Source organism: Cedecea sp. Ae19-4, from assembly GCF_059801165.1.
The window spans coordinates 222,884-240,339 of record NZ_JBCHWG010000003.1; the positions used below are offsets into that span (position 1 = coordinate 222,884).

A 17,456-nucleotide genomic window follows, 5' to 3' on the forward strand; every position below is an offset into this window, starting at 1 on the left:
ACCCCCGGTTATGACCCAACTCAGACGGGGTTGAGCTGTCGGGAACGAATCGCGAACGACCCCGAATGTTTGGGTGATAACCGGTGGGTTTACCGCTTCAGCGGCGATGAGCTCGCCGGGCGCCGGGGGTTGTCAGGAGGCATGGCGTAATGCCCCCTGACACGTTCACGTGCTTTGAACGTGCAGAGGAAACAGGATTACAAGTGACCGGAATCTCAACCGTTCTTTCATAGATAAAGCTCTTTCTACTGAAAAAGATCCCCCTTCCCCTACACTTTTCAACCCCCTACAAAAAATCACAGAAACACTATATCTTGCGTGGTTGAAAATTTTAAAATCAACATCTAGTATTTCTTTCAGTACGAACACACCACCCGCTGTCCACTTTATGCGGCGTTCCATTATTCTAAAGGGAAATACGAATCATGCGCATTACTATTTACACTAAAGATGACTGTGTTCAGTGTCATGCTACAAAACGGGCGATGGAGAGCCGGGGTTTTGCCTTCGACATGATCAACCTCGATCAGTATCCGGAAGCGGCTGACGACCTGCGGGCCAAAGGCTTTCGTCAGCTGCCGGTGGTGGTGACCGAAGCCGAAAGCTGGAGTGGTTTTCGCCCGGATATGATCAATCGCCTGTGCGTTGCTGCCAGCGCATGAGCACCCTCGTCTACTTCTCCAGCGAGTCGGAAAACACCCTGCGTTTTATCGAACGCCTGGGACTGCCCGCCTTACGCATTCCCCTGGAGGTAAAAGCGCGCCTGGAAGTGACGGAACCCTACATTTTAATCGTGCCCAGCTATGGCGGCGGCGGCATTGCCGGGGCGGTACCGCCGCAGGTGATCCGCTTCCTGAACAACCCGAACAATCGCGCGCTGATCCGCGGCGTGATCGCCAGCGGTAACCGCAGTTTTGGCGAAGGGTTTTGCCGGGCCGGGGACGTCATTTCACAAAAATGCCAGGTGCCTTACCTCTACCGTTTTGAGCTACTGGGCACCCCGCAAGACATCGACAACGTGCGTAAGGGAGTAAGCGAATTTTGGCAACGACAGAAGCAGTCCGTTTAGCAACGGAAAGCGTGGACTACCACGCCCTCAACGCCATGCTCAACCTCTATGACAAAGAGGGAAATATCCAGTTTGATAAAGACAAACGGGCCGTGGAAAGCTTCTTTGCACAGCACGTCTTACCGAACACCGTCAGCTTCCCTAGCCGGCAGGCGAAGCTGGACTATCTGGTGGCCGAGCACTATTACGACGATGCCGTGCTAACCCGCTATTCGCGCCCGTTTATCCTTGAACTGTTCGACAGAGCGCACGGCAGCGGCTTTCAGTTCCAGACCTTTTTAGGCGCGTGGAAGTACTACACCAGCTACACCCTGAAAACCTGGGACGGGAAGCACTATCTGGAACATTTCCCGGATCGCGTTTGCATGGTGGCATTGACCCTGGCGCAGGGAGATGAGCCGCTTGCCACACGCCTGATGGAAGAGATGCTCAGCGGCCGTTTCCAGCCTGCCACGCCAACGTTCCTCAACTGCGGTAAGAAGCAGCGGGGCGAGCTGGTTTCCTGCTTCCTGCTGCGGATTGAAGACAATATGGAGTCGATTGGCCGCGCGGTTAACTCGGCGCTCCAGCTGTCCAAACGTGGCGGCGGCGTTGCCTTCCTGCTTTCCAACCTGCGTGAAGCCGGGGCGCCCATCAAACGCATTGAAAACCAGTCATCGGGCGTGATCCCGGTAATGAAGATGCTGGAAGACGCGTTTTCCTACGCCAACCAGCTTGGCGCACGCCAGGGCGCGGGCGCGGTTTACCTCAACGCGCACCACCCGGATATCCTGCGCTTCCTCGATACCAAGCGGGAAAATGCCGATGAGAAGATCCGCATTAAAACGCTGTCGCTCGGGGTGACTATTCCGGATATCACCTTCCAGCTAGCCAAAACCAATCAGCAGATGGCGCTGTTTTCGCCTTACGACGTGGAAAGAATCTACGGCAAGCCGTTTGGCGACATCAGCGTCAACGATCTTTATCAGCAAATGGTGGAGGACGATCGGATTCGTAAGAGCTGGATCAACGCTCGCGACTTCTTCCAGACGCTGGCGGAGATCCAGTTTGAGTCCGGCTACCCGTACATCATGTTTGAGGACACGGTTAACCGGGCAAACCCGGTTGCCGGGCGTATTAACATGAGTAACCTCTGCTCGGAAATTTTGCAGGTAAACAGCGCCTCGACCTACGATGAAAACCTGGATTACGCGCAAACGGGCAAAGACATATCCTGCAACCTTGGTTCGCTGAACATCGCCCATGCCATGGACTCTGAGGATTTTGGCCGCACCGTGGAGACCGCCATTCGCGGCCTGACGGCGGTGTCTGATATGAGCCATATTCGCTCGGTGCCGTCGGTTGAAGCCGGGAATGCCGCCTCCCACGCTATTGGCCTCGGGCAAATGAACCTGCACGGCTACCTGGCGCGCGAGGGCATTGCCTACGGCTCAGCCGAAGGGCTGGATTTCACCAATATCTATTTCTACACCATCACCTGGCACGCGCTTCGCGCTTCCAATGCTTTAGCCCGGGAGCGACAGCAGCGTTTTGCCGGTTTCGAACAGTCGCGCTATGCCAGCGGCGAATATTTCCGACAGTACCTCGAACAAACGTGGGAGCCAAAAACGGAGAAAGTCCGGGCGCTGTTTGCCAAAGCAGGGATTGCGATTCCAGGGCGCGAACAGTGGCAGCAGCTATGCGACGACGTACGCGAGCACGGCCTGTATAACCAGAATTTGCAGGCTATCCCGCCGACGGGATCAATCTCTTACATCAATCACGCGACTTCGAGCATCCACCCGATTGTCTCCCGGATTGAGATCCGTAAAGAGGGTAAAACCGGGCGTGTGTACTACCCCGCCCCGTTTATGACCAACGACAATCTTGAGTTTTACCAGGACGCCTACGATATCGGCCCGGAAAAGATCATCGACACCTACGCCGAGGCCACCCGACACGTTGACCAGGGGCTTTCGCTGACGCTGTTCTTCCGCGATACCGCCACCACCCGCGACATCAATAAAGCGCAGATTTATGCCTGGAAGAAAGGCATTAAAACGCTCTACTACATTCGTCTGCGGCAGCTGGCGCTGGAAGGCACCGAGGTGCAGGGCTGCGTGTCCTGCGCGCTATAACGCAAAGAACCAGGCTAAAGGACAAGGAAAGAAAATGACGCAACTGACGCGCGTAAGCGCCATCAACTGGAACAAAATCGAGGACGATAAAGACCTCGAGGTCTGGAACCGCCTGACCAGTAACTTCTGGCTGCCGGAGAAGGTGCCGCTCTCTAATGATATTCCGGCCTGGCAATCGCTCAGCGAGCAGGAGCAGCAGCTCGTTATCCGCGTGTTTACCGGACTGACGCTGCTGGACACTATTCAGAATACCGTGGGTGCCCCCGCGCTGATGGCCGATTCGCTGACGCCACACGAAGAGGCGGTGATGTCGAATATCAGCTTTATGGAAGCGGTGCATGCCCGTTCCTACAGCTCGATATTTTCCACGCTCTGCCAGACCAAAGATGTGGACGCCGCCTACGACTGGAGCGAGCAGAATGAAGCCCTGCAGCGTAAAGCCTCGATTATTCTGGGCCATTACCGGGACAACGACCCGCTGAAGAAGAAAATTGCCAGCGTGTTTCTCGAGTCCTTCCTGTTTTACTCCGGCTTCTGGCTGCCGATGTATTACTCCAGCCGCGGCAAGCTGACCAACACCGCCGATCTCATTCGGCTGATCATCCGCGACGAGGCGGTGCACGGCTATTACATCGGCTACAAGTACCAGAAAGCGCTGGCGCAGCAGAGCCGCGAGCGCCAGACCGAGCTGCAAAACTTTGCCCTCGATCTGCTGATGGATCTCTACGATAACGAGCTGGCGTACAGCGAAACGCTTTACCGTGAATTGGGCTGGGAAGACGAAGTGAAGGCGTTTCTGAGCTACAACGCCAATAAAGCGCTAATGAACCTGGGCTACCAGGCGCTGTTCCCGGCGGAGATGGCGGAAGTTAACCCGGCCATTCTCGCGGCGTTGTCCCCCAATGCCGATGAGAACCACGATTTTTTCTCCGGCTCAGGCTCCTCCTACGTAATGGGCAAGGCGGTGGAAACCGAGGACGAGGACTGGGATTTCTAGTAATCTGGCCATTGAGCATTTTGCGAGGTGGCTTATGTCGTTATTTCGTTGTTCTGTTTTGGCGCTGCTTTGCGGCAGCGCACCGTTAGCCTTTGGCGCCCCGCTGCTGCTGGACACGGCACAGCTGGCGCACAGTAAGCAAGAGATTAGCCAGCAAAACCCGGCCCTGATGCCCGCCTGGCAAGCCCTTAAGCATAAAGCCGACCAGGCGCTAATTCATCCGCTCTACAGCATCACCCAAAAAAGCCCCGGCGCACCGGCAGGCGATCCTCACGACTATTACAGCTTTTCTGACTACTGGTGGCCCGATCCTAAAAGCCCCGACGGCCTGCCGTGGGTGCGAAAAGATGGCCAGATCAATCCCGTCGCCGTCGGCAAGCAAAGCGATAAAGCCCGCCTGAACAGCATGACCGATGACGTATGGAATCTGGCGCTGGCCTGGCAGTTATCCGGTAAAGATACCTACGCGGAAAAAGCCCGCCAGCAGCTGGTGAATTGGTTTATCACGCCGGAAACCCGGATGACGCCGAATCTCGCTCACGCCCAAACCATTCCCGGGAGAAAAGGCGTGCGCGGCACTGGTATTCTCGACGGACGCGGCTTTGTGCGGCTTATTGATGCCATTGAGCTGCTGCACGACGGCGGAAAGCTGGATGATAAAACCTGGCGCTCGCTCAGGCAGTGGTACCGGGATTATTACCAGTGGCTGACCACCAGCGAAAACGGCCAAAAAGAGGCTGCGGCTGAAAATAATCATGGCACCTGGGACGACGTTCAGGCCGCCGCGATTGCCCTGTGGCTGGGGGATAAGGACGCGGCCAAACAGCGTTTGATTTCTGCCACCCAGCGCATTCCGGTGCAGTTTGACGCCAAAGGCGTGCCGGTGACGGAAATTGAGCGCACGCGTTCCTGGCACTACAGCAACTTTATTCTCGATGCCTGGAACCCGTTAGGGCTGTTGGGTGAAAAAGTTGGGGTCAACGTCTGGCAGGCCAAAAGCGGTGAACACAGCCTGCAAAATGGCTACCTGTACATCGCCCAGTTTGTCGATAGCCAAACCCCGTGGCCGTACCCCAATATCGAGCCGTTCAAGCCCGATGAGGCGCTGGAAAATATGGTGACCGCCGCACATGCCTGGCGGGAAAATAATACATTTAAAGACAAAGCCCAATGGCTGCTTAACCGGAATAAAACTGCCGTCATTAATTTAATTGCTCAGCCGTAATACGCCTGTCATTTCAGCCTGAATCACCCAAATTCAGGCTGAATATTCACCTCATTGACAAAAAATATTCCACCGCACTTATTCCCTCTCAGGCCAGTGCTCATGGGAAATTTCTCCCACATTCATCGCGCGGATATTTTGACATCACAGAATCGAGGGTTGCCTCAGATTCTTAGTATGTTAGGGTATATACCGGTCATTATTTCCATCAGGAATCATCTATAAATAAATTAAATACAGGAAGCCGTTTATTGCATGGCAATTAAATTAGAAGTGAAGAATTTATATAAAGTATTTGGCGAACATCCACAGCGCGCGTTCAAATACATTGAGAAGGGCATTTCCAAGAGTGAATTACTGGAAAAAACGGGTCTGTCGCTTGGCGTAAAAGACGCCAGTCTGGCCATTGAAGAAGGCGAGATTTTTGTCATCATGGGGTTGTCCGGCTCAGGAAAATCCACCATGGTTCGCCTTCTCAATCGCCTGATTGAACCCACCCGTGGACAGGTACTGATTGACGGCATTGATATTGCCAAAATATCAGACTCAGAACTCCGCGAGGTGCGCAAAAAAAAGATCGCAATGGTCTTCCAGTCCTTTGCTTTAATGCCGCATATGACGGTGTTAAATAATGCCGCTTTCGGTATGGAGCTTGCGGGAATTCCGGTCAAAGAACGGCATGAAAAAGCGCTGGATGCGCTACGTCAGGTCGGACTTGAGAATTATGCCCATGCTTATCCCGATGAATTGTCCGGCGGGATGCGTCAGCGCGTAGGTCTAGCCCGTGCGCTGGCCATAAATCCAGACATATTACTTATGGATGAAGCCTTCTCCGCGCTTGACCCCTTAATTCGGACCGAAATGCAGGACGAATTAATTAAGCTGCAGGCAAAACATCAGCGCACCATCGTGTTTATTTCCCACGATCTCGACGAAGCCATGCGTATTGGCGATCGCATTGCCATTATGCAGGGCGGCGAAGTGGTGCAGGTCGGTACGCCGGATGAAATCTTAAATAATCCGGCCAACGATTACGTGCGCACCTTCTTCCGAGGCGTGGACATCAGCCAGGTCTTTAGCGCCAAAGATATTGCCCGCCGCAGCCCGGCTGGGCTACTGCGTAAAACCAGCGGCTTTGGCCCTCGTTCGGCGCTGAAACTGCTGCAGGATGACGACCGCGAATATGGCTATGTCATTGAGCGCGGACAAAAATTCCTTGGCATCGTCTCTACCGATTCACTAAAAGCGGCACTGGCGGCGGGCGAAGGTCTGGACCATGCGTTTCTGGCTTCCCCGGAGGCGGTTTCCGCCGAAACCTCGCTGAGCGATCTGCTCTCTCATGTCGGCCAGGCTCCGTGCGCGGTGCCGGTGGTCAGCGAAGACGGGCAGTACGTGGGCATCATCTCAAAAGGGGTGCTGCTGCAGGCATTAGATCGTGAGGGGGCAAGTCAATGAGTGACGCAACTAATCCATGGGATACCGGCAGCGCGGCAACAGACGCCGCAACCAGTCAGGCAACAGGTTCTGCAGACGCATGGGGCGCTCCGGCGTCGGATGCGGCCACCAGCGGAGGCGCTGACTGGCTGAATTCGGCCCCGGCAGCCGCGCCTGAACATTTCAATATTCTGGATCCGTTCCACAAAACGCTGATCCCTCTCGACAGCTGGGTGACGGAGGGGATCGACTGGGTGGTGACCCATTTCCGCCCGGTGTTCCAGGGCATTCGCGTGCCGGTGGATTATATTCTCAGCGGCTTCCAGCAGCTGCTTTTGGGGATGCCCGCGCCGGTCGCGATTATCGTCTTTGCGCTGATTGCCTGGCAAATGTCCAGCCTCGGCATGGGCGTTGCCACGCTGATTTCGCTGGTCGCCATTGGCGCGATTGGGGCCTGGTCGCAGGCGATGGTCACTCTCGCGCTGGTGCTGACGGCCCTGCTGTTTTGTATGGTGCTCGGCCTGCCTCTCGGGATTTGGCTGGCGCGCAGCGAACGTGCGGCGAAAATCGTTCGCCCCTTGCTGGATGCCATGCAGACCACCCCGGCGTTTGTTTACCTGGTGCCTATCGTGATGCTGTTCGGCATCGGCAACGTGCCTGGCGTGGTGGTGACGATTATCTTTGCCCTGCCGCCTATCGTGCGCCTGACTATCCTGGGCATTAAGCAGGTGCCGGAAGATTTGGTCGAAGCGGCGCGCTCATTCGGTGCCAGCCCGCGCCAGATGTTGTTCAAAGTGCAGCTTCCGCTGGCGATGCCAACCATTATGGCCGGCGTTAACCAGACGCTGATGCTGGCGCTGTCGATGGTGGTTATCGCGTCGATGATTGCCGTGGGAGGGCTCGGCCAGATGGTTCTGCGCGGCATTGGCCGCCTTGATATGGGTCTGGCTACGGTCGGTGGCGTGGGGATCGTGATCCTGGCCATTATTCTCGACCGCCTGACTCAGTCCATTGGGCGCGATTCCCGCTCCCGTGGCAACCGCCGCTGGTATACCACCGGCCCGCTGGGTCTTGTGACCCGTCCCTTCATGAAATAAGCCTGGCGGCGGCTTCGGCCGCCCCTCGCCCCATCACCATTAAAAAGGAATAACGATGCGACACAACGCTATTTTAGCCACAGCTCTTGCGACACTCGTTACCACCAGCGCTTTTGCCACAGACCTGCCGGGCAAAGGCATTACCGTTCAGCCGGTACAGAGCACCATCGCCGAAGAAACCTTCCAGACGCTGCTGGTCAGCCGCGCGCTGGAGAAAATGGGCTACACCGTGAACAAGCCAAGCGAGGTGGACTATAACGTAGGCTACACCTCTATCGCTTCCGGCGACGCCACCTTCACTGCCGTTAACTGGCAGCCGCTGCATGATGATATGTACGCCGCTGCGGGCGGGAGCAAGAAATTCTACCGGGAAGGCACCTTCGTGACCGGCGCGGCTCAGGGCTACCTTATTGATAAGAAAACCGCTGACCAGTACCACATCACCAATATCGAGCAGCTTAAAGATCCGAAAATCGCCAAACTGTTCGACAGCAACGGCGACGGCAAAGCTGACATGATGGGCTGTACGCCAGGCTGGGGCTGCGAGGCGGTGATTAATCACCAGAATGAAGCCTATAAGCTGGCGAATACCGTGACCGTGAACCACGGCAACTACTCGGCGATGATGGCCGACACTATCGCGCGCTTCAAAGAAGGTAAGCCGGTGCTGTATTACACCTGGACACCGTACTGGGTGAGCGATGTGCTGAAGCCGGGCAAAGACGTGGTGTGGCTGCAGGTGCCGTTCTCTTCCCTGCCGGGCGAGCAGAAAGATATTGATACTAAACTGCCTAACGGGGCGAACTACGGCTTCCCGGTGAACACCATGCACATTGTTGCCAACAAGGCCTGGGCCGAGAAAAACCCACAGGCGGCGAAGCTGTTTGCCGTCATGAAATTACCGCTGGCGGATATCAATGCCCAGAATGCGATGATGCATAACGGTAAGTCTTCTGAGGCCGACATTAACGGCCACGTCGACGGCTGGATTAAGGCGCACCAGGCGCAGTTTGACGGCTGGGTGAAAGAGGCACTGGCGGCGAAATAAACCGCCCCTCACCCTGACTTTCTCCCCAAAAGGGAGAGGGAATAAACAGACAAACACCTTTTCTCTTCTCCTTCTTTTCTCCCTCTCCCTTCCAGGGAGAGGGCCGGGATGAGGGTCAATAACCGCACGATCCGACACCCACCTTCGCTTCTGCTGTCATCATTTTTCGCTATTATTCAGACCTCTCTTTGGCAAGTTGAAGATAATAATGAAAAACAATACTCACGGACTCAGCCCGGCGCTGATCGTCCTGATGTCCGTCGCGACCGGCCTCGCGGTTGCCAGCAACTACTACGCGCAGCCGCTGCTCGACACCATCGCAAACGCCTTTTCGCTCTCGGTGAATCAGGCCGGATTTATCGTTACCACTGCACAGCTCGGCTATGCCGCAGGGCTGTTGCTGCTGGTGCCGCTTGGGGATATGTTCGAGCGCCGGGGGCTGATCGTCTTTATGACGCTGCTGGCAGCCGGTGGGATGCTGATCACCGCCACCAGCCAGTCCCTGTGGATGATGATTCTGGGCACCGCGCTGACCGGGCTCTTCTCCGTGGTCGCGCAGATTCTTGTGCCGTTTGCCGCGACGCTCGCGGCACCGGAAAAGCGCGGGAAGGTTGTCGGGACTATCATGAGCGGGCTGCTGCTCGGGATTCTGCTGGCGCGAACCGTCGCGGGTTTATTGGCAAGCCTTGGCGGCTGGCGCACCGTTTATTGGGTTGCCAGCGTGCTGATGGCGCTGATGGCGCTGGCCCTGTGGCGCGGTCTGCCGCAGGTGAAGCAGGACAGCCACCTCAACTACCCGCAACTGCTGACCTCAATCTTCAGCCTGTTTATTAAAAACAGCCTGCTGCGTACCCGCGCCTTGCTGGGCTGCCTGACCTTCGCCAACTTCAGCATTCTCTGGACGTCGATGGCGTTCCTGCTGGCCTCGCCGCCGTTTAACTATTCCGAAGGGGTTATCGGCCTGTTCGGCCTTGCGGGAGCCGCTGGCGCGCTCGGCGCTCGCCCCGCAGGCGGGCTGGTTGATAAGGGCAAAGGGCACCACACCACCACCATTGGTCTGCTGCTGCTGTTACTTTCCTGGGCCGCAATCGCTTTTGGTCAGTTCTCTGCCCTCGCCCTGATTGTGGGTATCCTGGTGCTGGATCTCACCGTCCAGGGCGTCCACATCACCAACCAGAGCCTGATATACCGCATGATGCCGGAAGCCCGTAACCGACTGACCGCCGGGTACATGACCAGCTACTTCATTGGCGGCGCGGCGGGTTCTTTGATTTCAGCGAGCGCTTACCAACATGCCGGCTGGAACGGGGTGTGCATTGCCGGCGCCAGCGTCGCCCTACTAAATTTGGTAGTGTGGTGGCGCGGATACCAGCGGCAGGCCGATTAGCGCAATATTGTCGCTTCCCGTAAGGGAAATTGAAGATGTAATGGCGGGGACAGTCTGTTAAGGTTGTCCCCGTTTACTAATTCGAGTGACATTAACGCAGGTTATTTATTAACACCCTATATGGATAGACCCGCAACTGTTTCAGCTGACAACCGCCACGGGGCGGAATTGTTCTTCAGTCTGAAAGCAGCGTTTCCATTGCCATTTCTCCTGTCCTCAAGGCACAAAGCCTCCGGCTTCGCTGCCGTTAAACGCCGTTATACCACTCGAAACCCATTTTCTCTCCCCACGCTGCTTAGCACTCTGGGCTACGGCTTAGCGTGGTTTACGCCGATGGTGGCAACAACCAAACGTATATAAACGTATACAAACGTATAAATAATACATTTACTTTATTTGTCACCATCGTTACTATATCGGCTGCAACTAATGAGGTTATGCCAAAATGGATAGTTCGTTCACGCCCATAGAACAAATGCTGAAGTTCCGCGCCAAACGTTATCAGGAGTTCCCGTACCAGGAAGTTCTGTTGACGCGTCTTTGTATGCACATGCAGGGTAAACTGCTGGAAAACCGCAATAAGATGCTGAAGGCGCAGGGGATCAACGAGACCTTATTCATGGCACTCATTACCCTTGAGTCCCAGGAAAATCACAGCATCCAGCCCTCTGAGCTGAGCTGCGCGCTGGGTTCATCCCGCACCAACGCCACGCGTATTGCCGATGAGCTGGAAAAACGCGGCTGGATTGAGCGCCGTGAAAGCGACAATGACCGCCGCTGCCTGCATCTGCATTTGACCGAAAAAGGTCACGAATTCCTGAGACAGGTCCTGCCACCGCAGCATAACTGCCTGCATCAACTGTGGTCTGCTCTGGATGCTGACGAAAAAACACAGCTGGAAACAATCACCCGTAAGCTGCTCAACCGTCTCGATCAGATGGAAGAGGATAAAGTGATCCTTGAAGCTCTGAGCTAAGCTTTCACCGTCTGTACGTCTGACCACAATCCGATTTCAAAACAACTCTCAGGCCAGCAATCTCCTTGCTGGCCTGTCAGGTCTAACAGGTCGGCTCAGCTGACCGGAAATAATAATAACCAGGTGGAGATTAGCATGAGCGCAAATGCGGAGACTCAAGCCCCGCAGCAACCGGCTAACAAGAAGGGGAAACGTAAAAGCGCCCTGATCTTGTTGACCTTGCTCTTTGTCATTATTGCTGTGGCATATGGAATCTATTGGTTTTTGGTGCTGCGTCACTTTGAAGAAACCGATGATGCTTATGTGGCAGGCAACCAGGTGCAGATCATGGCCCAGGTCTCCGGTAGCGTGACGAAAGTCTGGGCAGACAATACCGATTTTGTGAAACAGGGTGATGTGCTGGTCAGCCTCGACCGCGCCGACGCCGAACAGGCGTTTGAAAAGGCCAAAACCCAACTGGCCTCCAGCGTGCGGCAGACTCGCCAGTTGATGATCAACAGCAAGCAGTATCAGGCCAATATAGAACTGCAGAAAACGGCTCTGGCACAGGCGCAAAGCGACCTGAACCGCCGTATTCCGCTGGGCAGCGCCAACCTGATTGGCCGCGAAGAACTGCAGCACGCCCGTGATGCGGTCACCAGCGCTCAGGCTCAGTTGGATGTGGCCGTGCAGCAATACAACGCCAACCAGGCCATGATTCTCGGCACCAAACTGGAAGAGCAGCCTGCGGTTCAACAGGCGGCGACCGAAGTGCGTAACAGCTGGATGGCGCTGCAGCGTACCACCATCGTCAGCCCGATGACCGGCTATGTTTCCCGCCGTGCCGTGCAGGTTGGCGCCCAAATTAGCCCATCCACGGCGCTGATGGCCATCGTACCGGCCAGCGGTATGTGGGTTGACGCTAACTTTAAAGAAACCCAGCTGGCGCATATGCGCATTGGCCAGTCGGCCACCATCGTCAGCGATATCTACGGCGACGACGTGAAGTACACCGGGAAAGTTGTCGGCCTGGATATGGGCACCGGCAGCGCCTTCTCGCTGCTGCCAGCGCAGAACGCCACCGGGAACTGGATCAAAGTGGTTCAGCGTCTGCCGGTACGTATTGAACTGGACGCCAAACAGGTTGAACAGCATCCGCTGCGTATCGGCCTGTCCACGCTGGTGAATGTGGATACCAGCAACCGCGACGGGAGCGTACTGTCCTCTCAGACCCGCACCACGCCGGTTTACGAAAGTAACGCGCGTGAGCTGAATCTGACGCCGGCTAACCAGCTTATTGACCAGATTATTCAGGCCAATGCGGGTTAATAAAGCGGAGGGTGTATGGCACAACAAAAACCGCTAGAAGGCGCCCAGCTGGTCATTATGACCATCGCCCTGTCGCTGGCGACCTTTATGCAGGTGCTGGACTCCACCATCGCTAACGTGGCTATCCCGACGATTGCCGGTAACCTGGGCTCATCCCTGAGCCAAGGGACGTGGGTTATCACCTCGTTTGGGGTGGCAAACGCCATCTCAATCCCGATCACCGGCTGGCTGGCAAAACGCTTCGGGGAAGTGAGGCTTTTCCTGTGGTCGACCGTGCTGTTTGCTATCGCCTCCTGGGCGTGCGGCATGTCCAACAGCCTGACGATGCTGATCTTCTTCCGCGTTATCCAGGGGATCGTTGCCGGGCCGCTGATTCCGCTGTCCCAGAGCCTGTTGCTGAGCAACTACCCGCCCGCCAAGCGCAGCATTGCGCTGGCGCTGTGGTCGATGACGGTGATCGTGGCGCCAATTTGCGGCCCGATTCTGGGCGGCTACATCAGCGACAACTATCACTGGGGCTGGATCTTCTTCATCAACGTGCCGATTGGTATCGTCGTGGTGCTGATGGGCCTGCAGGCCCTGCGAGGCCGCGAAACCCGCACCGAGCAGCGCCGCATTGATGGCGTAGGGCTGGCCTTGCTGGTGCTGGGGATCGGTAGCCTGCAGATCATGCTCGACCGGGGTAAAGAACTGGACTGGTTTAACTCGACCGAAATCATCGTGTTGACGGTGATTGCGGTGGTCACCATCAGCTTCCTGATTGTCTGGGAGCTGACCGACGATAATCCGATAGTCGACCTGTCGCTGTTTAAGTCGCGAAACTTTACCATCGGCTGCCTGTGTATCAGTCTCGCCTACATGCTCTACTTCGGCGCGATTGTGTTGCTGCCGCAGCTGTTGCAGGAAGTGTATGGCTATACCGCAACCTGGGCCGGGCTTGCGTCCGCGCCGGTGGGGGTCATCCCGGTGCTGCTGTCGCCGATTATCGGCCGCTTCGCGCACAAGCTCGATATGCGCCGTCTGGTGACCTTCAGCTTCATTATGTATGCGGTGTGCTTCTACTGGCGCGCGTATACCTTTGAGCCGGGGATGGACTTCGCCGCGTCGGCCTGGCCGCAGTTTATTCAGGGCTTTGCGGTGGCGTGTTTCTTCATGCCGCTGACCACGATTACCCTGTCTGGCCTGCCGCCGGAGCGCCTTGCCGCGGCGTCGAGCCTGTCGAACTTTACCCGTACGCTGGCGGGTTCGATTGGGACGTCGATAACCACCACGCTGTGGACGAACCGCGAGTCGCTGCACCATGCACAGCTCACGGAGTCTGTGACGCCGTATAACCCGAACTCGGTTGAAACCTACAACCAGCTTCAGGGCTTGGGCATGTCGCACCAACAGGCTTCCGGCTACATCGCCCAGCAGATCACCAACCAGGGGCTGATCATCTCCGCCAACGAGATTTTCTGGTTCTCGGCAGGGGTGTTTATTCTGCTGCTTGGGCTGGTGTGGTTTGCCAAACCGCCTTTCGGGGCGGGCGGTGGCGGCGGTGGCGCACACTGACATTCCTCCCTAAAGGAGCCTTCGGGCTCCTTTTTCTTTGCCTCAACCTGGCGGTTTCGCCACACAGGTTGTCAGCTTTGCGCCAGCCCCTGCCCAGATTATTCGTCAGGATAAACAGACCACATGACCTGGAGAATCCTGATGCTGACCAACCCATCGCAAAAATACCTCGCCCATGCGCCGATTCAGTTACCCGACCGACAGTGGCCGGATAGAACCCTGACGCACGCTCCTCGCTGGCTTTCCACTGACCTGCGCGACGGCAATCAGGCGCTGGCCGAGCCGATGGACGCGGCCCGCAAGCTGCGCTTCTGGGATTTACTGCTGAAGTGCGGCTTCAAAGAGATCGAGGTCGCCTTCCCTGCCGCCTCAGAAACCGACTTCCAGTTTGTGCGTCAGCTGATTGAAGAAAATCGTATTCCTGAAGATGTCACCATTCAGGTGCTGACCCAGGCGCGCAGCGACCTGATTGAACGCACCTTTGCATCCCTGGCAGGCGTACACAGCGCCACGGTACATCTGTACAACGCCACCGCCCCACTGTTCCGCAGGCTGGTCTTCCGCCAGAGCAAAGAAGAGATCGTTCAGTTGGCGGTCACCGCCACGCGCCAGGTGCGAGCGCTGTGTGAGGCTAACCCGCAGACGCGCTGGCGCTATGAATATTCCCCGGAAACCTTTTGCTTCACCGAACCGGATTTTGCTCTTCAAATTTGTGAAGCGGTGGCGGATGTCTGGGAACCATCTCCCGATCGACCAATGATTATCAATTTGCCCGCCACCGTGGAGGTGAACACGCCCAACGTCTATGCCGACCAGATTGAGTATTTCTGCCGCCATTTCTCCCGCCGGAATGCGGTGTGCATCAGCGTACATCCACATAACGATCGCGGCAGCGGCGTGGCCAGCGCCGAACTCGCGATCCTCGCCGGTGCGGATCGGGTGGAAGGCTGCCTGTTTGGCAACGGCGAGCGTACCGGGAACGTCTGCCTGGTCACGCTGGCGATGAATCTTTATAGCCAGGGGATTTCGCCGCAGCTGGATTTCAGCGATATGAAGCAGGTGGTGGAACTGGTTGAACAATGCAATCAGTTACCGGTGCACCCTCGCCATCCTTACGCCGGGAAGCTCGCTTTTACCGCTTTTTCCGGGTCGCATCAGGATGCCATTAAGAAAGGGTTTACCGCGCGGGGCGAGTCCAGCTCAGCGCGGTGGGAAATGCCCTATCTGCCCGTTGATCCGAACGATATTGGCTGCAGCTACGAAGCCGTGATCCGCGTCAACAGCCAGTCCGGGAAAAGCGGTGCCGCGTGGATGCTGGAGCAAAACCACGGCCTGGTGCTGCCGCGCGGTTTACAGCAGGACTTTAGTCGCCACGTCCAGGCGCAAACCGACAGGGAGGGGAACGAGATGACGCTGAGCGCCCTGTGGCAGCTGTTCCGCACACTGTACGGCCCGCATCAAACCGCCCCGCGTCAGTTGCTGGATTACCGGACGGAGAGCCAGGCCGATGGTTCACTCCGGCTGTGGGCCCACGTTCAGACGCACGGCGGCGTTATCGCTCTGCAGGGCAAAGGCAACGGTTTACTTTCCGCCGCAGCCGATGCCCTCAAATCTCGTTTTAACCTGGTATTTTCTATTGAGGATTATCATGAGCATACGCTCGGCAGGCACAGCGAAAGCCGCTCGGCCGCTTATCTCCGCTGCACCTTCAGGGAAGGCGTGAGCCGCTGGGGAACCGGCATTGATAACGATGTCTCGCGTGCGTCGCTCCAGGCGCTGTTAAACGCGCTGCCCGAGGGTTAATCAGAGAAGAAATATTCGCTCGGTGAAACGCCGAGCGTTCGCCGAAACATAGCGCTGAAGGCGCTGTGGCTTTCATACCCCAGATCCAGCGCAACGCGCAGCACGGACTGCCCCTGGGCAAGGCGCTCAAGCGCCGCCATCAGCCTTGCCCTGCGCAGCCATTCGCTAAACGCCAGACCCGTTTGCTGACGAAAATGGCGCAGCAAGGTTCTCTCACTGACGTTAAGCCGTTCAGCGGCCAGCGCGTTTGTCCAGGGCTGACCGGGTTCCGCCTGAATCTGGCGACACAGCGCCAGTAGCCCCGGTGACTGCGGCTCGGGAAGATTAAACGGCAGCGCGGCGGTGCCCCGAATCTCATCGAGGATAAGCTCGTAAATTCGCTCTGCCCGACTTCCCGCCGGGTAAGCTTCCGGTAACTGGAGCGAGCAGATAATCAGCTCGCGCAGTAAAGCGGATATCTGCACGACCTGGCAAACCGACGGTAAGTCAGCCCGGGCAAACGGATCAATAAACAATGTGCGCGCCGCTACGTGGCCGATGATTTGCAGGCGGTGCTGAGTGCCAGCGGGTAACCAGACGCCGCGCCCCGGCGGAACCACCCAAATCCCCTGCCCGGTTTCGACGCGCACAACGCCGCTCAGCGTATGCAGCAGCTGGGCGCAGTCGTGACTGTGCCAGGGCTCCGAGGCACCATGGCTGTAATCATGGGCAAAAGGAACCAGTGGCCGCGTGGCAAAACTGAATTTCAGGCTGGTGGACATAGTTCGTTTCGTGAGCAAAAAGATGACGATAGCATACCGCAGGCGTAAAAAAAGGAGCCATATGGCTCCTTTTTACTGTGTGCACAAAACTAGATGTGCAGTTCCTGCAGCTTCTCTTTCGGCAGAGCCAGCTCATCATTGCTGTTGACGCTGACGCCATGCTCAATGATGTGGCGCGCGATATCCTGCGCTTCCTGCAGAGAGTGCATCTGATAAGTCCCGCACTGGTAAACGTTCAGCTCTGGGATCTGGTTTTGCTCTTTCACTTTCAGCACGTCCTGCATCGCCGCTTTCCAGGCATCCGCCACGCGCTGCTCTGCCGGGACACCGATCAGGCTCATGTAGAACCCTGTGCGGCAGCCCATTGGGGAGATGTCGATGATCTCTACCCCGTTCCCGTTCAGGTGGTCACGCATAAAACCGGCGAACAGGTGCTCCAGAGTATGGATCCCTTTTTCCGGCATCACTTCCTTGTTTGGGACACAAAAGCGCAGGTCAAACACCGTAATGGTGTCACCGTGTGGCGTATGCATAGTTTTGGCTACACGGACTGCAGGCGCCCCCATACGAGTATGGTCGACTGTGAAGCTATCCAACAACGGCATCTGGTCACCTCCGATAAAATGATTTTTTTTAAAAATAATTGAAACTATTTTTACGCACGCGAGTCTGAGTATATG

At 56.5% G+C, this 17,456-nt stretch carries 15 protein-coding genes; 13 read left to right on the top strand and 2 right to left on the bottom strand.

Annotated features, from left to right (window positions below):
- The first annotated feature begins 425 nt into the window (after positions 1-425).
- The 13 genes from nrdH (at position 426) to leuA (ending at position 16,015) form a co-directional block, all read left to right on the top strand.
- Positions 426-662 (top strand): glutaredoxin-like protein NrdH, encoded by a 237-nt coding sequence (nrdH, locus tag AAIE02_RS18985; RefSeq protein ID WP_008458226.1) that lies wholly within the window; start codon positions 426-428, stop codon positions 660-662.
- Positions 659-1,069 carry a class Ib ribonucleoside-diphosphate reductase assembly flavoprotein NrdI gene (gene nrdI / locus AAIE02_RS18990; RefSeq protein ID WP_008458227.1) on the top strand — a complete coding sequence of 137 codons (411 nt, stop codon included), beginning with the start codon at positions 659-661 and terminating at the stop codon, positions 1,067-1,069. The genes nrdH and nrdI overlap by 4 nt, the downstream gene beginning before the upstream one ends.
- Positions 1,042-3,186, top strand: a complete 2,145-nt coding sequence (nrdE, locus tag AAIE02_RS18995) for a class 1b ribonucleoside-diphosphate reductase subunit alpha (RefSeq protein WP_336983709.1) — start codon at positions 1,042-1,044, stop codon at positions 3,184-3,186. Before nrdI ends, nrdE begins: the two co-directional genes overlap by 28 nt.
- A complete protein-coding gene (nrdF, locus tag AAIE02_RS19000) occupies positions 3,086-4,183 on the top strand; it encodes a class 1b ribonucleoside-diphosphate reductase subunit beta (protein ID WP_498533052.1) in 1,098 nt (365 codons plus the stop codon). The genes nrdE and nrdF overlap by 101 nt, the downstream gene beginning before the upstream one ends.
- Before the next feature lie 34 nt (positions 4,184-4,217).
- A complete protein-coding gene (locus AAIE02_RS19005; protein WP_336983708.1) occupies positions 4,218-5,408 on the top strand; it encodes an alginate lyase family protein in 1,191 nt (396 codons plus the stop codon).
- Between the two features lie 255 nt (positions 5,409-5,663).
- Positions 5,664-6,863: a glycine betaine/L-proline ABC transporter ATP-binding protein ProV gene (gene proV, locus AAIE02_RS19010; protein WP_498533053.1), complete on the top strand. Its 1,200-nt coding sequence runs from the start codon at positions 5,664-5,666 to the stop codon at positions 6,861-6,863.
- Positions 6,860-7,939, top strand: coding sequence for a glycine betaine/L-proline ABC transporter permease ProW (gene proW, locus AAIE02_RS19015; protein WP_166879014.1), 1,080 nt, complete (start codon positions 6,860-6,862; stop codon positions 7,937-7,939). The genes proV and proW overlap by 4 nt, the downstream gene beginning before the upstream one ends.
- Positions 7,940-7,994: 55 nt before the next feature.
- Positions 7,995-8,987 carry a glycine betaine/L-proline ABC transporter substrate-binding protein ProX gene (proX, locus tag AAIE02_RS19020; protein ID WP_498533054.1) on the top strand — a complete coding sequence of 331 codons (993 nt, stop codon included), beginning with the start codon at positions 7,995-7,997 and terminating at the stop codon, positions 8,985-8,987.
- 208 nt (positions 8,988-9,195) lie between these two features.
- Positions 9,196-10,374: an MFS transporter gene (locus tag AAIE02_RS19025; RefSeq protein WP_008458239.1), complete on the top strand. Its 1,179-nt coding sequence runs from the start codon at positions 9,196-9,198 to the stop codon at positions 10,372-10,374.
- Between the two features lie 445 nt (positions 10,375-10,819).
- Positions 10,820-11,350 (top strand): transcriptional repressor MprA, encoded by a 531-nt coding sequence (gene mprA / locus AAIE02_RS19030; protein ID WP_008458241.1) that lies wholly within the window; start codon positions 10,820-10,822, stop codon positions 11,348-11,350.
- A gap of 135 nt (positions 11,351-11,485) precedes the next feature.
- Complete coding sequence (emrA, locus tag AAIE02_RS19035) at positions 11,486-12,658, top strand: multidrug efflux MFS transporter periplasmic adaptor subunit EmrA (RefSeq protein WP_008458242.1); 1,173 nt, start codon at positions 11,486-11,488, stop codon at positions 12,656-12,658.
- Positions 12,659-12,673: 15 nt separating this feature from the next.
- Positions 12,674-14,212 (top strand): multidrug efflux MFS transporter permease subunit EmrB, encoded by a 1,539-nt coding sequence (gene emrB / locus AAIE02_RS19040; RefSeq protein ID WP_008458243.1) that lies wholly within the window; start codon positions 12,674-12,676, stop codon positions 14,210-14,212.
- A 141-nt stretch (positions 14,213-14,353) separates the two neighbouring features.
- A complete protein-coding gene (gene leuA / locus AAIE02_RS19045) occupies positions 14,354-16,015 on the top strand; it encodes a 2-isopropylmalate synthase (RefSeq protein WP_336983733.1) in 1,662 nt (553 codons plus the stop codon).
- Here leuA and AAIE02_RS19050 read toward each other — a convergent pair.
- Together AAIE02_RS19050 and luxS are read right to left on the bottom strand one after the other, a co-directional pair.
- Positions 16,012-16,776 carry a helix-turn-helix domain-containing protein gene (locus AAIE02_RS19050; RefSeq protein WP_166995650.1) on the bottom strand — a complete coding sequence of 255 codons (765 nt, stop codon included), beginning with the start codon at positions 16,774-16,776 and terminating at the stop codon, positions 16,012-16,014. The genes leuA and AAIE02_RS19050 overlap by 4 nt on opposite strands.
- Positions 16,777-16,865: 89 nt before the next feature.
- Positions 16,866-17,381, bottom strand: a complete 516-nt coding sequence (gene luxS, locus AAIE02_RS19055; protein WP_008458247.1) for an S-ribosylhomocysteine lyase — start codon at positions 17,379-17,381, stop codon at positions 16,866-16,868.
- Between the last annotated feature and the right edge of the window lie 75 nt (positions 17,382-17,456).

What these genes read in the sequence shown, in the direction of transcription:
- nrdH (WP_008458226.1), top strand. Translation starts at nt 426, where the DNA reads ATGCGCATTACTATTTACACTAAAGATGACTGTGTTCAGTGTCATGCT.
- nrdI (WP_008458227.1), top strand. Translation starts at nt 659, where the DNA reads ATGAGCACCCTCGTCTACTTCTCCAGCGAGTCGGAAAACACCCTGCGT.
- nrdF (WP_498533052.1), top strand. Translation starts at nt 3,086, where the DNA reads ATGCCTGGAAGAAAGGCATTAAAACGCTCTACTACATTCGTCTGCGGC.
- AAIE02_RS19005 (WP_336983708.1), top strand. Translation starts at nt 4,218, where the DNA reads ATGTCGTTATTTCGTTGTTCTGTTTTGGCGCTGCTTTGCGGCAGCGCA.
- proV (WP_498533053.1), top strand. Translation starts at nt 5,664, where the DNA reads ATGGCAATTAAATTAGAAGTGAAGAATTTATATAAAGTATTTGGCGAA.
- proW (WP_166879014.1), top strand. Translation starts at nt 6,860, where the DNA reads ATGAGTGACGCAACTAATCCATGGGATACCGGCAGCGCGGCAACAGAC.
- proX (WP_498533054.1), top strand. Translation starts at nt 7,995, where the DNA reads ATGCGACACAACGCTATTTTAGCCACAGCTCTTGCGACACTCGTTACC.
- AAIE02_RS19025 (WP_008458239.1), top strand. Translation starts at nt 9,196, where the DNA reads ATGAAAAACAATACTCACGGACTCAGCCCGGCGCTGATCGTCCTGATG.
- mprA (WP_008458241.1), top strand. Translation starts at nt 10,820, where the DNA reads ATGGATAGTTCGTTCACGCCCATAGAACAAATGCTGAAGTTCCGCGCC.
- emrA (WP_008458242.1), top strand. Translation starts at nt 11,486, where the DNA reads ATGAGCGCAAATGCGGAGACTCAAGCCCCGCAGCAACCGGCTAACAAG.
- emrB (WP_008458243.1), top strand. Translation starts at nt 12,674, where the DNA reads ATGGCACAACAAAAACCGCTAGAAGGCGCCCAGCTGGTCATTATGACC.
- leuA (WP_336983733.1), top strand. Translation starts at nt 14,354, where the DNA reads ATGCTGACCAACCCATCGCAAAAATACCTCGCCCATGCGCCGATTCAG.
- AAIE02_RS19050 (WP_166995650.1), bottom strand. Translation starts at nt 16,776, where the DNA reads ATGTCCACCAGCCTGAAATTCAGTTTTGCCACGCGGCCACTGGTTCCT.
- luxS (WP_008458247.1), bottom strand. Translation starts at nt 17,381, where the DNA reads ATGCCGTTGTTGGATAGCTTCACAGTCGACCATACTCGTATGGGGGCG.